The following is a 14917-nucleotide window of genomic DNA, read 5'->3' on the forward strand; positions in this document are numbered from 1 at the left end:
ATCCTCCTAATTAGAAACGATATACAAGGCCGTACATAATAAACATATTTATGATAAAAATTGAAAGAGCAATTGGTACTTGTGCTTTAATAACCGCATTTTTATCCTTTAGCTCTAAAAGCATTGCAGGTACGATATTAAAGTTTGCTGCCATTGGAGTAAGTAGCGTTCCACAATATCCAGCAAACATACCGAGTGCTGCCATAATTGCTGGGTTTCCGCCGTGCATTTGAACTATTAAAGGTAAGCCAATTCCGCCAGTAATAACAGCAAACGCTGCGAATGCATTTCCCATTACGACTGTAAATAGCATCATGCCTAAACAGTACGCCATAACAGCAACGAATGGATACTCTGTCGGTAACACTTGTCCGACTAGATCTGAAACAACTTGTCCAACGCCAGACTTCGCGAAAATACCGCCAAGTGCTGCTAACATTTGTGGCAAAATAACAGCCCAGCCGACAGCTTGTAATAGTCTGCTTCCTTCTTGTACAGGCGTTGTTATTTTTGATTTTGTAATACGCATCGCCGCAACGAATGCGAGTAATGCACCAAGCGCTAATGCAACTAATGTTACTTTATCTGGATCAACAAGAGAGACATTACCCCATTTAATTTTCCCTAACGTCAACGTACCGATAATTGTAAAAATAGGAATTAAAAGTGCAGGCATAAAAATTTTATTTTTTAATTTCTCAGCATGTTTTACACGTTCTTGCACAGGTACTTCTTTTTCCTCTGATTTTGTTACTTTATTTAGTGAAGCTAAAACGACCATAGCGAGCACTATACAGCCAACGTAAAACGAAGGAATTACATTTCCGAATAAAAATGTAACTGCAAACAATGCCCAAAATAAACTAGAACCGAATCTGTTTGGATGTTCACGATCGAATGCGATACGAACAGCGATAAAAGCAACGATTATCCCTAATACATAATAGATTGTATCCATTGTGATGATGTTCATATTAAATTGCCTCCTTCTCTTCTTTTCCTTCTGCCTTCATTGTTTTCTCTATATATTTATCAAACCTTCTAAATCTAATCCAGCTTACAATAAGTGCAGATATTGCAGTTGGAATGCCCCAAAGTGCCATATCCCATACTCCGACATGCATACCTACTGAATCGAAGAATCCTTTCATTAATAAAATAGCTCCAGTTGCGATGAAAATATCTTCTCCGAAAAACCAAGCTGTATTTTCAGCAGCCGCTGCGTTTGCTTTAATCTTTTCTCTTAATTTTTCAGGAAGTTTACCGTATTTACCTTGCGCGGCCCCTTCTGCCATCGGTGCAACGAGCGGTCTTACCGTTTGTGCATGCCCACCAATATTAAGCCCTAGTGCTGCTGATGATTCTCTTATCGTAAAATATGACATTAATACTCTTCCAGTTGTTGCTCCTTTTGATTTCGTTATAAGTGCTTCTGCTCTTTCTTTTAAACCGTAACGCTCTAAAATTCCGATTACCGGTAAAGTTAATATAATTGGCATAGACATATATCTATTTTCTATGAAAAATTTACCGAACATGCTGATCACATCATAAAAACTTAATCCTGAAACCATACCAGTAACAATACCTGCAACCATAACTACTAAAAGTGTATTTAATCTAAATAAAAAGCCCACTGCAACAAGTAGTATCCCGATTAATTTAATCATTTCTAGCACTTCCTCTCATTTTTTATTTCGGTGCACAAATAGAAACCCTATTAAGTTTGAATGTTCTGTATATTCTTCTCGCAAATTGCACTGCTTTTTCCCCATCACCGTGTAAACAAATCGTTTGCGCCTGAACTGCTACTTTCTCTCCATTGACCGCATTTACATGGCCTTCTTTCACCATTTGAAGTACTTGCTTTATCGCTTCGTCTTCATCTTTTATAAGCGCATTTTCTTCTGTACGGCTCGTTAATGTACCATCTTGTTTATATGTACGATCCGCAAAAGCCTCTTGTACGAGAGTTACATTGTATTTTTCTGCAGCCTGTATAAACGCCTCGCTATTTGCTAATCCGTAAAGTAATAGATTTGGGTTAATATGATAAATTGCCTTTACGATTGCATCTGCAATTTCCGGGTCAGTTGCCGCCATATTATATAGAGCGCCATGCGGTTTCACATGATGCATCTCCCCACCAGCCACTTTTACAAACCCGTCTAGTGCCCCAATTTGATATAAAACATAATCATATACTTCACTTGCTGAAACATTCATGTTTCTTCTACCAAATCCAATTAAATCTGGAAAACCAGGATGTGCCCCTATCACTACGTTATGCTGCATTGCCTTTTCAACCGTCTTCCTCATTACAGACGGATCACCCGCATGAAAACCGCAAGCAACGTTTATAGAGGAAACGAACGGAAGAATTTCATCATCATTCCCCATTTTATAAGCGCCAAAACTTTCTCCTAAATCACAGTTTAAATCAATTGTAGTCACAATGTATTCCTCCTAATTTCAGCTTCGTAAAGCGATGAATTTCTTTAAGAGATTTATATTTACTTCTTGTTCTATGTACAATTGTTCCGCTTCTTCAAGCATAATTTTCTCAAAAGAAACATAGTCCCCCGGCTTTAGCTGGGCAAGAAGAGGTAAATCTACTGAAATGATATTTCCCATTCTCGGATAGCCACCTGTCGTTTGCCTATCTGCCATTAATATAATCGGCTGTCCACCATTAGGAACTTGAATGGTTCCAAATGTAACAGGACTCGATAAAATCTCTTTTTCTTCAATCCTATTTAAAACTTCTCCCTCAACCCTATAGCCCATACGGTCAGCATAATTAGATACCTTATACTCTTTCGTAAAAAATGCCTTTCTACTTTCTTCTGTAAACTGATCATATTCAAAGTCAGTTATGACACGAAGCTTTGGATGTTTCTTATACTTTGGTAGTACGCTGTTGCTAATTGCCCATTTCGTTTTTATTCTCGCATCTTTTTGTAAGTCTTGAATGAAACGACTCGCCATTTCTGGTTGTGCACCAATTTGGAAGTAGTTACCCTTTTTCAACATTCTTCCTTCTATACCACCAATCGCAGCACGTATGTACGTACTTTTACTTCCCATTGTACGCTCAATATGTATACCACCCGCAAAAGTTACATACGCTCTGCAACCACTTTTCACTTTTCCAAAACAAAGCATACTACCTTCTTCCGCTAAAATGGGACGCCATAACGGGATACGTTCTCCATTCAATAACGGTTCCATATCTGCTCCGCCAATCGCAAGTAAAGTCGTTTTCTTTATTAACAACTTAGGTCCCATAATCGTCATTTCGAGTCCCGCTTCATTCTCTTCATTACCAACTAACATATTGATCATCCGAAGTGCACTTTGATCCATCGCCCCGCCAACTGGCACACCGTATTGTTGATAATGAGATCGTCCTAAATCTTGGACTGTTGTAAACATTCCTGCATGCAAAACTTCTACATCCATTCTTTAGCCCCCTCAAATGATACGTACTCTTCCTTCGTTATTGGGATAAATCGTAAATACATACCACTTTGAATATATGTTGGTATTTCTCCTTCTGGATTAAATAATGAAATAGGAGTTCGGCCGATAATATTCCATCCTCCTGGTGTTTCAAGCGGATATATACCTGTTTGATTTCCGCCAATACCTACTGAACCAGGAGAGATTTGTAACCGTGGTGTTTCTTTTCTAGGTGTTTCTAATTCTTTTGAAAGTCCTCCTAAATACGGGAACCCTGGTGTAAAACCTAGCATATATACAAAATATGTAGTTTCACTATGTATTCGAATCACATCTTCTACTTGTAAACCTTTATAATGCGCAACCTCTTCTAAATCAGGTCCATATTCTCCCCCGTAGCACACTGGTATAGAAATATGTTTCACATCCTGTTTTACTTCTTCTTTATAAGAATCACACAGCTCCTTTATATACTGGTGAACGTAATCATATGGCCTTTCACTTCTCTCATTTCTCTTCCATACTTCGTATACATTGTAGTAAACAGCTAATGAAGTAAACGACGGAACGCACTCAATCATTCCTGCAAATGGATGTTGCTGCAGTGCTTGAAATAACCGCTGTACTTTCTCATATATATCCATCTTAATTTCTTCACCAAATGTAACAATAATTGCTTGATCCCCTAACGCAGAAAATTTCATCCTACTCCCTCTTTCTATGCCAAAAAGCCGAGTTCTTTCGAAATGCGATGTGCTGTTTCTTTCACCTTAGCGATAAAATATGAAATGTTACTTTCGCTGTACTCAATTGCTAATCCCGAAATACTCATACCTGCTACAACCGTTCCATCACTTGCGAAAATGGGTGCTGCTATTGCGGCTGTATGATTTTCTAACTCGGAATAACTAATTGTGTAGCCTTCCTTTTTTGCCATTTGCAACACTTCTAGCAATTGTTCCTTATCCACAATTGTTCCATCTGCAAACTGTTTTAAATCCACTTCCTCTATGTATCTCCGTTTCTCTTCCTCAGAAAAATACGATAGTAAAATTCTCGGACATGCACCAGCATAAAGCGGTGCTCTTCTTCCAACCGCCGTATACACGCGTACTGGCTGAACACCTTCCATCTTTTCAACATAAATTGCGTCATTACCATCTTGAATTATTAAATTAACTGCCTGTCCTAAACTATCTCTAAGTTCTTTCATATAAGGAATTGCTATATTCCTTACTGATAATCGTTGTGAAACAAGTTGACCGAACCGTAAAAATACGACCCCTAAACGATATTTCCCCTTTTCGTTTTTTTGTAAAAACTCCATCTCTTCTAACGAGCCAATTAAACGATAAACAGATGTTTTCGGCATATTTGTAAGCTGAACCATCTCAGTTAAACTTAGCTCTTCATGCTCATAAAACAACTCTAAAATATCCATTGTCTTAACTGCCGTTTTATTTATACTCATTCTATCTCCCTTTCGTTCCGAATTACGGAACTTAAATTCCGTTTTTCGAAACAAACATATAATTTAAAATTATAAAATATTCTTTCAATTCTATCAATATTTTTTTCACGTACATAATCCGATATATTTTGTCCGCTATAAAAAAACAAAAATAATATGTGATTTATATAAAATGAAAGGCTCTTGGATGATTGAAAAAACTTTAACACGTGAAGAATGAACTATTAGTGAATGTAATTTATATTGGAGTGATTCGCTTCCTGACAGTGAATATAAAATTAACCCTAGAAATCACGACGGTTCAATTTCTAAAGTTCACATTGCTACAAAACTATTAGAATAAAAGCTGCAATAAAAAAGTAAATATAAAGAGCATGTATTGATCAATACATGCTCTTCTCATAGTTATTCAAATTATTCTTTTTTAACATGATTGAATGTTCCTTCGTACAACTACCGAGTCTATTAGTTGTATATTACTTATTTTTCAAAATCGTTCTTTTAGCTTTTTTAATAATTCTACTAGTTGATTTTATGTCAGCATCCTTTTCCCATTCTTTACACAGGTTCATTACCCAATCCGGTTTAGTTTTACTTGCATCATTTAACCAGTTTCCAACCGAATCTTGTACATATTTTGATGGATCTGATTTAAGTAAATTAAGAATAGGAAGTGCTTTTTCAGGTTCTTGTTTTAATATTTCAATATGTTTACTCCATACACCTCGAGGACGAATAGATTCTACAGAGAACCTGCGAATATTCTCATCTTCACTTTTTGCCCATTCTACTAACAATTCCACACTTTCTTCTATATTTTGTGAAAGTTCTTCTCTAATAGACATCCAAGCAATTTCTCGAACACCAAAATGATGATCCGCCGCAAAAGGTCGAATGTATGTTAATGTATCTTTTAATGTGTCATTTGATTTTTTATTCATAAACGCTGCCCAACATCGTACACTATCTGAAATATGATTAGATAATTTTAACAGTACGTCTTCCTTGTTTCCATCATTCTCTTTGAGTATAATTTCATCCAATAAAGTCCCTGTTATTCGTATGACTTTCATTCCTGTTTCAACGTTCTGTTTTTCTAATTCAGCTACTATACATTCCAAACTATTCTTGAGTCCTATTGAAGGTAAGACATTTTTAAGTAGTTCAATATGATTTATAGCTAGCCATTCTGTTAGATTAACACTTTCTACTTTCCCTTGCTGTAGTAATTGTAAGACCTCTTTAGGAATTTCGTTTACTTTCCTGGCTCCTTTCCTGTTTAAGATAATTTCTGATTCTTTCTTTATCATTTAAATTCCCTCCTTGCAATACTATCTTCAAATAAACAGAGGCCATTTTGAAAAGTAATAATCAAAATGACCTCTGTCTTTCTTAATTGAACATTCAGTTTTACAAAAAAATGTAATTTAAATCCACCGGAAGAATATTTCTCCCATACTTTTTCTTTATAACGCTCTTACTTGTTCCAACGGCCAGAAAACAGCTTGTCCTTTTCCGACAATTTCATCTTCTGAAATAAAGCCAAACATGCGACCATCCTTAGAAACTTCACGATTATCCCCTAAAACAAATACTTGGCCTTCTGGCACTTTCGTTTTCCCAGTGATTTGTTCTAACGTAAAGTCTGGAGTTAATACACGGCCTACTGCTTTTTCTTTAAACTTTTTTAAATATGGTTCTTCCATCGCTTTTCCGTTTACATATAAAACATCATTTTTATACTCAACTGTATCGCCTGGCAAACCAATTACTCGTTTTACTAAATCGTATCCTTCTTTTCCGTGGAAGACGATAATATCAAAGCGATCTAATCCACTTATACTATAACCAATCTTATTCACTAGAACTCGTTCGTTATTTTTTAAAGTGGGCATCATTGATTCACCTTGCACTAAAGAAGGTGTAAATAAAACACCGCGAATAATAGCAATTAATACAAGGGTAAAACCTATCGTTTTAGCCCAAGAGAATAATTCTTTCTTCGTATTTTCCTTCATCGTTTCTCCTCTTTCTTAAGCACTTATTTTATTATTTCAACTAATTCTTGTACTAAATTAGGATCTATTTCAGAAAAACATGATTTTCCTTCTCTTACCGCTGTACCGACATGAGCTTGCGAAATTCCAGTTTCATCTAGCAATCGCTTTATATTTTCTTTCGTCACGCCAGCTCCAGCTACAAGCTGAATTTGACCATCGCTTACCTTTTGCATTTCTGTAAGCACCGGAATATTCTCTACTATATTTCCTTGTCCACCTGAAGTTAGAACGTGAGTCACTTTATGAAACTTCTTTAAAGTGTTCATTGCTTCTACTGGATTTTCTATATCATCTATCGCACGGTGGTACGTTACATTTATTCCATCTACAACAGATAGTAAGTCCGCTAATTTCTCTTCATCCACTTCATTTCGTTCGTTTAATACGCCTAATACTACACCAGCTGCTCCTAACTTCTGCGCAACTATAATATCTTCTTTCATCATTTCAATTTCTTCTTCCGTATATGTAAAAGACTTCGCATGCGGACGAATCATAACATGAATTGGTATACTTACCGCTTCTACCGCTTTTTTTATAAAAGCATAACTCGGTGTTAAACCACCTTCTGTATAAGATGAAATTAATTCAATCCGCTTCCCGCCAGCGCTTTCAATTCGTTTTACATCTTCTAAACATGTTGCAATAACCTCTAGCATGAGATGACCTCTTTTCGTGCTTTTTTCTTATTATAACATTAGTAAAAATAAGAAGCCTAGCTTTCTCCTTTAAAACTTAAAAAAGAAGAATGAAAAGAAAGATTTTTTTATTGGCAACGATTATTGGTAACATCCTATTATTCATGTACACTCCTACCATAATGAAAAAACCCGTCATTTTGACGGACTTTTCTAATTTCAATCTTTTCTTTCCTCAGTTTTCATATCAATGCCTAATTGATCTTCCAATAACTTTACACCTTTCTTTGTAAGATGGACAGCTCGGTTCTTATCCGCTTTCATAATCCATCCCTGTTCAAAAAGCAGTTTTGCTATTGCAGATCCTAACCAACCAGAAATATGGTAGCGTCGTTCACTCCAATCAAGACAAGGTTTTGCAAATATTCTTCTCTTTATATCTGCCTCATCAACATTTATTCCAAAATTCAGAAACCATTGCTTACCTTGTTCCGTTACAATGTATTCTCCTTTCTCTAAAATGATAAATTCCTTATCTAATAATTTTTCGGTTATCTCTACACCGAGTTTACCTGCAAGATGATCATAACAAGTTCGAGCATAACGAATTTGTTTTAGTTGGCTTGATTGTTTTAAAGAGCGAACTTGAACTGTTGGTGCAATTGTCCCTAACTTTTCAAGCACTTCTGCAACTTCTTGATTAGCAAGTCGATAGTAACGATGTCTACCATGTTGTTCAACTGTAAGTAAATTCCCTTCTACTAATTTAGAAAGATGCGAACTAATTGTTGGATGTGACACTTTTGCCATATAAGCCAATTCACTAGCAGGTAGTGCCTGATTATTCATTAGACAATCTAAGATGATTGCTCTTGTAGGTTCAGCAATTAGTTTAGCTATATATGAGATATTCGGATATACATTCATATTTCGATGATACCCTAACTATTAAATTGATACAATTATTTTAAGTTTAATAGTAAAGGAGAATGTATTATGAATGTAATTGATCTTAGTATATTAAATTTGCAAGAAACGAGAAGGCGCTCAGAAAAATTATGGAATTCTCTTCCCGATAATTTTCTTAATTGGAAGCCTGATCCTGAGGCTATGTCCTTTGGTGAAATGATTCGTCACGTATGGAGCTCAACTTTTTACTATCATATGATTATAAAAAACAACGGTTCAATAAACGACATTCACATCCCGTATGATGACGAACCAATTACTTGTGTTAAAAAAGAGATTGAATTAGCACAATCATATTTTGCCGATTTCATAGAATATGTTCAATCAATAAGCATAGCCGAGCTAGATTCAAGACTTATTGATCGAAGTGATGTTGGCTATCAACGATATTTAGGTGATATGCTATTACGAATTGCCTATCATGATGCGGTCCATGCGGGTCAATTTTTACAATATTTGCGAATGGTTAACTTGGAAAGACCTTTAATTTGGGATTAAAAGTTTCTCAACTAACATTGCAATAAATATTCTTTCAGCCAATAACAATCAAAAATCATGATAACCATTTATATTAAAAATCTACATCTCAATTTGGTACGTCGTACACATAAAAAGCACGTGTTTGATTAGTAATCAAACACGTGCTTTCAAAACAACTATATTGTCCATAAACAATAAAATGCAAGTTAAAAAAACTACGACCGAAACGCCGCATCCGCTAATATAGATAGTGTTGCATCATCCATCGGCGGATTGTGCAATCCTGCTCTGACGTTTAAATAGTAACGATGAAGCGGATTTTTTTCTGATAAACTTTTTGCTCCTACGATGCGCATTGATTTATCCACTATGGATATCGCCGCATTTGTTACGGCGTATTTCACTGCCGCTAATTCTGCTTGCAGTGACAGTTTATCTTCTGCCTCATCGTATTTTTTCGCAATTTGATATAAAAAGACGCGAGCTTGCATAAGCTCAAGTTCTAATTCTCCAACTAATCTTCTAACATTCGGCAATAAACTAATAGAATGATTTAAACTATTTGGTTTGTATGATCCCGCAAATTGAACTGCATAATTTCTTGCTGATTGTGCAATTCCTAAATAACATGCTGGTATATGTAGCAACCAGCCAATACCCTTTTGTTTTACTTTTCCGCCCTTCACATCCGTAAAAAAGCGGCTTTCTATCTCTACATTTTGTAAGACAAGGTCGTGGCTAGCAGTCCCTCTCATTGCAACGCTATCCCACGTTTCTTCAATAGATACACCGAGTGTATTTCTTGGAATAACAAACTCACCAACTTCTTCTTGGCCTTCCATACTTGCTGAAATAATAAAATAATCAAGTACTGGCGCCATCGTTGTAAAAGTTTTTCTTCCATTTATAACCCACTTCTCGCCTTGTTGAACCGCTATTGTTTCTGGTTTGCCGCCACGCGTCGGACTCCCTGTTTTCGGTTCTGTTGCTGCCCTGTTAAAGAGCGCACCATTACGAACTTCTTCGCAAAACCATTTGAACATCTCATCATTCCAAGAGCGATTTTCCGCTAGCTCCTTCACAATGCCAAGATGCCAGCCAATCGATAATGCAGTAGCTCCACAGCCTTCCGCGATTTTCTCTTGAAATAAAACAAAGTCATATAAAGAAATCGCACTACCACCAAATTCCTTCGGTAACGTTAATTTCGTATATCCGATATCTTTCAAATCATTTATATTTTCATACGGAAATGATCCTAATTCACTTAGCTGATGCTCCCTTTCCATGAACTTCGGAATCAATTTATTTATTTTCTCAATAATTAAAGACTGTTCTTCTGTTTCAACAAATGAGAGTGCCATACTATAATCTCCTTTATCCCGCATTAACGGGCAGTAAAACTCCCACCTAAAAATTCAGGTGAAGCAAAGGAAGTTAGGTGGAAGATCAACTGCCCGTAAACGCCCGATTGGTTCAACTAATAATCAGTGAGAAACCCACCCACTGATTAAAGTTTCACTTTATGCTCGATTCATAAACCGTTCATTTTGTCATTATGATTATATGAAGCTACCTCTCTATTGTTTCACTATTCCGATAAAAATACAATGTTTTTGACTAATAAGAAAAGTTCCTATTTAAGGATAGATCCTTTTCTTATATTAGTCCCCCTTCAATGCTTTTAACGGCAAAGAGGTTACATATCCAATATACGAGAATAATTCTTTAAAGAAGAATGGTATTTCTGTATCTAACGTTTTATATGCTGATGTCGGCGTTGGTGAAGCATACGCTTCAATATTAATATGTTTTGCGATTCTCATTGCGCGTTTCATATGAAGTGGATCACTTACAATCGTGTATGTTTGTATACCGTTCTCTATTCCAACTTGCTTCGCATTTTTTAAATTTTCTTCAGTGAAAAGGGATTTAGTTTCAATTAAAATATCTTCCTCTTTTACACCTTGTTTCATTGCATATACTCTTGCAGTACGTGCTTCCTCAAGTTCTGCCTCGAACTTTGTACCACCTGTAAAAATAATCTTTTTAATATTTCCGTTCTTATATAAAGAAATCGCATGATTAATTCTTTCTTTAAATACAGGAGATGGTTTTCCGTTCCATGAAGCTGCTCCTAGTACGATACCAGCATCCGTTTTCACGTCATCATTTGCTTTAAAACGATAACTCCAAATATCGTAAGCTGCATAACTTACATATAAAATAGCAGAACAAATCATTAGTAAAAATACTTGAAAGATTCGTCTTTTCTTACTCTTCTTATTTTCTTTCATTTGTAATTGCCTCCGTACATCATCCATACTTCTATAAAAAACATTTATATCAAATCGTTTTGTTTGAGTTTATTTAAAAGAAGGAACTTTACTTGTTATTTATGTATAAAAGGGTTTTCATTTAAAATTGAGGATTATCAATTCATTTTCATTTGCGGTTTTCATTACATTTTTTAAATTCATAAGTTTATTACCATACAACTACATTGTAACGAATTTTTTCTCAGAAGGGAACGATGAAACAAAAGGAATTAAAATAAAGTAGCATTTTGTAAGAAAAAAGGTATATTTTTCATGCCTCACGAACAATATACCTTTCAAAACACGAATTATAACTTTTCTTTATACAACTCTAATTTTTCTAACAATTGTTCTTTTACGCCTGGCCATTCACTCGAGATAATACTGTACACCACCGCATCTCTCACATAACCATTCGGTAATTTTCTTTCATTTCTAAGCACACCCTCTTTTACTGCGCCTAACCTTTCAATTGCTCGTTGTGCTTTTTCATTTCTTGCATCCGTCTTAATTTGCACTCTCAGCATATGCAATTTTTCAAAAGCATACTGAAGAAGCATATACTTACACTCTGTATTTATACTCGTACGTTGCACACTCGGATGATACCACGTTTGCCCTAACTCAACTGTCTTATCTTCTACTGAAATATTATATAAACGTGTACTTCCTACAATCTTATTCGTCTGTTGATCTACGACTACGAAAGGTATTTGAGTACCTCTTCCGTAACCCTTTATCGCTTTTTGAACGTATTGTTGCATATCTTGCACACTATCCATTTTAGAGATTAAATACGCCCAAATATCTCGATTTCCTTCTACAATCGAAAACAAAGTTTCGACATCAGTATTATCCATTAACCGTAACTTTACTCTTTCGTGAATGATTTCCATTTGTAAGCCCCCTTTGTTGTTACTATATCATATAAAATAAAAACGTTTTATAATAATAAAAGAATATAATTGAAAGAATCATTTTTCGAATATACTCTGCATATCTAGGGTGGGATAGATCATCGATAAACATTAATATCGCAATTATAAAAAAGAAAATTCTGGTAAATCCCAATAAATTCTATATAATAATAAACGGGAGGGGATAAAAATGCTAGATCAAATTACTTGGGGAACGCCAGGCAGCTTATTATGCTTAGGATTCTTTTTTGCAGGACTAGGAATCTTCTTGAGAAGCATTACGTCATATACGAAAAATAAATAAAAATACCCCGCTTTTAATCAAAAGAGGCCTTCCTTTTACAGAAGGCTTCTTTTGTTATAGATTTATCTTTTTAAAACTTTAAAGCAACAAATAAGCAATCGGTGTAATAATCAGTAACGTTAATATCGTTCTTTGTACATAGAGAATAATAAGTTCCGATACTTTTAACGGAATATCTGTCGATAAAATACAAGGAATGGAAGCGGAGAAAAACAATATAGATGATACCGAAACAACCGCAATGACAAACTTTGTCACAAGTGGTGCACTTACAACTAAAAGAGAAGGTAAAAACATTTCCGCAATACCAACTGATGCTGCTTTAGCGGCTAAATCTGCTTCTGGTAATTGTAAAGCCCACGTAAATGGATGGAAAATATAGCTGATCCAATCAAATATTGGCGTGAATTTCGCTAAGACGATACCAATTAATCCTACTGACATAATAGATGGTAAAATTCCCATCGTCATAATAAAACCGTCTTTCAAATTCACTGCAATATTGTTCATAATGCTCGGTGCAGACTTTGATACTTCTAACGCATCCTCCCAAGCACGTTCTAGCATTTTTTCTTTATAAACAGGCTCTGGAAATCCTTCTTCTGTTACATATGTATCTGGTTTTCTACTAAGGGGCGGGATTCTTACGGTGATAGCAGTCACGATGAATGTTACAACAAGCGTAGTCCAAAAATAAACATTCCATAAATGCATAATATCTAATGTTTTTGCGATGATGATCATAAATGTAGCGGATACTGTAGAAAATCCTGTAGCGATAATTGCTGCTTCTTTTGTCGTATACTTTCCTTCTTTATACACACGATTCGTAATAAGAAGGGCAAGCGAATAACTTCCAACGAAGGAAGCAACTGCATCAATCGCCGATCTCCCTGGCGTATTCCATAATGGCCTCATAATCGGACGGCAAAATGTACCGATAAATTCAAGCAATCCATATCCAACTAATAACGCTAAAAATGCCGAACCAATTGGAACGAGCAAACTTACTGATATGACTAGCTTCTCATACAAAAACGGCCCAACATCTGGCGCAAAGAACCAAGCTGGTCCTACTTTTAAACAATATAATATGCCAAAAACAACGCCAACTACTTTTAAAATAGAAAAACAAATGTCTACGATAGATGCATTCCATTTCTTCGTATAAAATGGATAAATCGCACCAATCGCCATAACAAACAATGCATAATAAGGTACTACGCCTGGAACCGAAGCCCTAATCCACGATACGATATGATCAATCATAATAGACGATGCACCGTTTATCGTAACAGGAACGAAAAACATAAACACCCCAACGAGACTAGCAAGTATAAACCGAAGAATAATCCCCTTCTCTCGCCCTGTCTTAATTACATTACTCTTTAATTCAATTTCACTCAAAATTCGACACCTCCTATTATCTAAATATTCTGTATAATAATGTTGTATTCCTTCTTTCCATTTCTACTATTTAATCATATGAAAAAGCCTATTTTAAAATAGGCTTTTCTATTACCTCTCATAATCATCCACAAGCACTTGAATGATACGATAAGATTCTTCTGCTACTTTTTCATTACTACCCCTATTCGCATCATATGTAATTAACGCCTTCCAAAGTGCCCATCCTCTCGCTCTATTCCACGTTTCTTCATCCATGCGTAATACTTCTTTAAATACATTTCTACTATTTTCATCAAAAAACGTCCAAGCCATCGCTGCATCACAAGCAGGATCTCCTACGCCTAAAATACCAAAATCAATTACAGCACAAAGTTTTCCATCTTTAACGAGTAAATTACCCGGCGCTACATCTCCATGCACCCAAACTGGTTCACGATCCCATGTTGAACTAAGTGCTAAATTCCAAAGATGCTTTAATAATGCCTCGTCAAAAACATCCTTATTATTTTCAATAGCAGCTCTCGCCTCTTCATCATATACCGATATAAGTCCGCCCCTGTAAAAATTATGTGCTCCAGCTAAAGGGCCGTTACTCGCATCAATAGATTGTAATTCTACTAAAAACGATCCTAAGTCCGCCGCAAATTCACTTAAGTCACGAACATTTTCTTTCGTAACTGTATCCCCTTCTATCCACTTATTAATAGACCAAGGCCATGGATACGCTTCAGACGAATTCCCTTTCGCAATCGGTGTAGAAATTGGTAAAGAAAGTCCCTTACTTAATATAGGAAGCCAACTATTTTCTTTCTCTACTTGCGGTGCATATGCCGCATCACTTGGCAACCTTACACTCATCTTATCCCCTAGGTGAAACGTTCTATTATC

At 35.8% G+C, this 14917-nt stretch carries 16 protein-coding genes; 1 reads left to right on the top strand and 15 read right to left on the bottom strand.

The annotated features are described in order from the left end of the window. Window positions 1-10: 10 nt before the first annotated feature. The 10 genes from MR170_RS09270 to MR170_RS09320 form a co-directional block, all read right to left on the bottom strand. Window positions 11-973: a DUF979 domain-containing protein gene (locus MR170_RS09270; RefSeq protein WP_001021658.1), complete on the bottom strand. Its 963-nt coding sequence runs from the start codon at window positions 971-973 to the stop codon at window positions 11-13. Between the two features lies 1 nt (window position 974). Beyond that, a complete protein-coding gene (locus MR170_RS09275) occupies window positions 975-1670 on the bottom strand; it encodes a DUF969 domain-containing protein (protein ID WP_000593392.1) in 696 nt (231 codons plus the stop codon). Window positions 1671-1692: 22 nt separating this feature from the next. After that, the gene (gene pxpA / locus MR170_RS09280) at window positions 1693-2454 is read right to left on the bottom strand and encodes a 5-oxoprolinase subunit PxpA (RefSeq protein ID WP_242308042.1); all 762 of its coding nucleotides are present in this window, start codon (window positions 2452-2454) and stop codon (window positions 1693-1695) included. An 18-nt stretch (window positions 2455-2472) separates the two neighbouring features. Beyond that, a complete protein-coding gene (locus MR170_RS09285; protein ID WP_029442703.1) occupies window positions 2473-3462 on the bottom strand; it encodes a 5-oxoprolinase subunit C family protein in 990 nt (329 codons plus the stop codon). After that, window positions 3453-4166, bottom strand: coding sequence for a 5-oxoprolinase subunit PxpB (gene pxpB, locus MR170_RS09290; RefSeq protein WP_242308043.1), 714 nt, complete (start codon window positions 4164-4166; stop codon window positions 3453-3455). The genes MR170_RS09285 and pxpB overlap by 10 nt, the downstream gene beginning before the upstream one ends. A gap of 14 nt (window positions 4167-4180) precedes the next feature. Beyond that, window positions 4181-4933, bottom strand: a complete 753-nt coding sequence (locus MR170_RS09295; RefSeq protein WP_000026366.1) for an IclR family transcriptional regulator — start codon at window positions 4931-4933, stop codon at window positions 4181-4183. Window positions 4934-5409: 476 nt separating this feature from the next. Further along, window positions 5410-6243, bottom strand: a complete 834-nt coding sequence (locus MR170_RS09305) for a DNA alkylation repair protein (RefSeq protein ID WP_029442705.1) — start codon at window positions 6241-6243, stop codon at window positions 5410-5412. 156 nt (window positions 6244-6399) lie between these two features. Continuing rightward, window positions 6400-6951, bottom strand: a complete 552-nt coding sequence (lepB, locus tag MR170_RS09310) for a signal peptidase I (RefSeq protein ID WP_000662498.1) — start codon at window positions 6949-6951, stop codon at window positions 6400-6402. A 23-nt stretch (window positions 6952-6974) separates the two neighbouring features. After that, window positions 6975-7652: a copper homeostasis protein CutC gene (locus MR170_RS09315; protein WP_029442706.1), complete on the bottom strand. Its 678-nt coding sequence runs from the start codon at window positions 7650-7652 to the stop codon at window positions 6975-6977. Between the two features lie 198 nt (window positions 7653-7850). After that, window positions 7851-8558 carry an ArsR/SmtB family transcription factor gene (locus MR170_RS09320; protein ID WP_069355862.1) on the bottom strand — a complete coding sequence of 236 codons (708 nt, stop codon included), beginning with the start codon at window positions 8556-8558 and terminating at the stop codon, window positions 7851-7853. Between the two features lie 69 nt (window positions 8559-8627). Here MR170_RS09320 and MR170_RS09325 point away from each other — a divergent pair, with 69 nt between their 5' ends. Further along, the gene (locus MR170_RS09325) at window positions 8628-9098 is read left to right on the top strand and encodes a DinB family protein (RefSeq protein ID WP_242308044.1); all 471 of its coding nucleotides are present in this window, start codon (window positions 8628-8630) and stop codon (window positions 9096-9098) included. Window positions 9099-9295: 197 nt separating this feature from the next. Here MR170_RS09325 and MR170_RS09330 read toward each other — a convergent pair whose 3' ends face one another. The 5 genes from MR170_RS09330 to MR170_RS09350 all read right to left on the bottom strand — a co-directional run. After that, on the bottom strand, window positions 9296-10444 hold the full coding sequence (locus MR170_RS09330) for an acyl-CoA dehydrogenase family protein (RefSeq protein WP_053564093.1): 1149 nt from the start codon (window positions 10442-10444) through the stop codon (window positions 9296-9298). 300 nt (window positions 10445-10744) lie between these two features. After that, complete coding sequence (locus tag MR170_RS09335) at window positions 10745-11377, bottom strand: YdcF family protein (RefSeq protein WP_000662215.1); 633 nt, start codon at window positions 11375-11377, stop codon at window positions 10745-10747. 329 nt (window positions 11378-11706) lie between these two features. Further along, complete coding sequence (locus tag MR170_RS09340) at window positions 11707-12294, bottom strand: GNAT family N-acetyltransferase (RefSeq protein WP_088114674.1); 588 nt, start codon at window positions 12292-12294, stop codon at window positions 11707-11709. A gap of 403 nt (window positions 12295-12697) precedes the next feature. Further along, on the bottom strand, window positions 12698-14026 hold the full coding sequence (locus MR170_RS09345; RefSeq protein ID WP_242308045.1) for a YjiH family protein: 1329 nt from the start codon (window positions 14024-14026) through the stop codon (window positions 12698-12700). Between the two features lie 111 nt (window positions 14027-14137). Beyond that, window positions 14138-14917, bottom strand: a 780-nt coding sequence (locus MR170_RS09350) for an aminoglycoside phosphotransferase family protein (RefSeq protein ID WP_242308047.1), incomplete at its 5' end; no start/stop codon positions are given.

Source organism: Bacillus cereus group sp. BfR-BA-01524, assembly GCF_022662595.1.
GTDB lineage: Bacteria > Bacillota > Bacilli > Bacillales > Bacillaceae_G > Bacillus_A > Bacillus_A thuringiensis_S.

What these genes read in the sequence shown, in the direction of transcription:
- MR170_RS09270 (WP_001021658.1), bottom strand. Translation starts at nt 973, where the DNA reads ATGAACATCATCACAATGGATACAATCTATTATGTATTAGGGATAATC.
- MR170_RS09275 (WP_000593392.1), bottom strand. Translation starts at nt 1,670, where the DNA reads ATGATTAAATTAATCGGGATACTACTTGTTGCAGTGGGCTTTTTATTT.
- MR170_RS09285 (WP_029442703.1), bottom strand. Translation starts at nt 3,462, where the DNA reads ATGGATGTAGAAGTTTTGCATGCAGGAATGTTTACAACAGTCCAAGAT.
- pxpB (WP_242308043.1), bottom strand. Translation starts at nt 4,166, where the DNA reads ATGAAATTTTCTGCGTTAGGGGATCAAGCAATTATTGTTACATTTGGT.
- MR170_RS09295 (WP_000026366.1), bottom strand. Translation starts at nt 4,933, where the DNA reads ATGAGTATAAATAAAACGGCAGTTAAGACAATGGATATTTTAGAGTTG.
- MR170_RS09305 (WP_029442705.1), bottom strand. Translation starts at nt 6,243, where the DNA reads ATGATAAAGAAAGAATCAGAAATTATCTTAAACAGGAAAGGAGCCAGG.
- lepB (WP_000662498.1), bottom strand. Translation starts at nt 6,951, where the DNA reads ATGAAGGAAAATACGAAGAAAGAATTATTCTCTTGGGCTAAAACGATA.
- MR170_RS09315 (WP_029442706.1), bottom strand. Translation starts at nt 7,652, where the DNA reads ATGCTAGAGGTTATTGCAACATGTTTAGAAGATGTAAAACGAATTGAA.
- MR170_RS09320 (WP_069355862.1), bottom strand. Translation starts at nt 8,558, where the DNA reads ATGAATGTATATCCGAATATCTCATATATAGCTAAACTAATTGCTGAA.
- MR170_RS09325 (WP_242308044.1), top strand. Translation starts at nt 8,628, where the DNA reads ATGAATGTAATTGATCTTAGTATATTAAATTTGCAAGAAACGAGAAGG.
- MR170_RS09330 (WP_053564093.1), bottom strand. Translation starts at nt 10,444, where the DNA reads ATGGCACTCTCATTTGTTGAAACAGAAGAACAGTCTTTAATTATTGAG.
- MR170_RS09335 (WP_000662215.1), bottom strand. Translation starts at nt 11,377, where the DNA reads ATGAAAGAAAATAAGAAGAGTAAGAAAAGACGAATCTTTCAAGTATTT.
- MR170_RS09340 (WP_088114674.1), bottom strand. Translation starts at nt 12,294, where the DNA reads ATGGAAATCATTCACGAAAGAGTAAAGTTACGGTTAATGGATAATACT.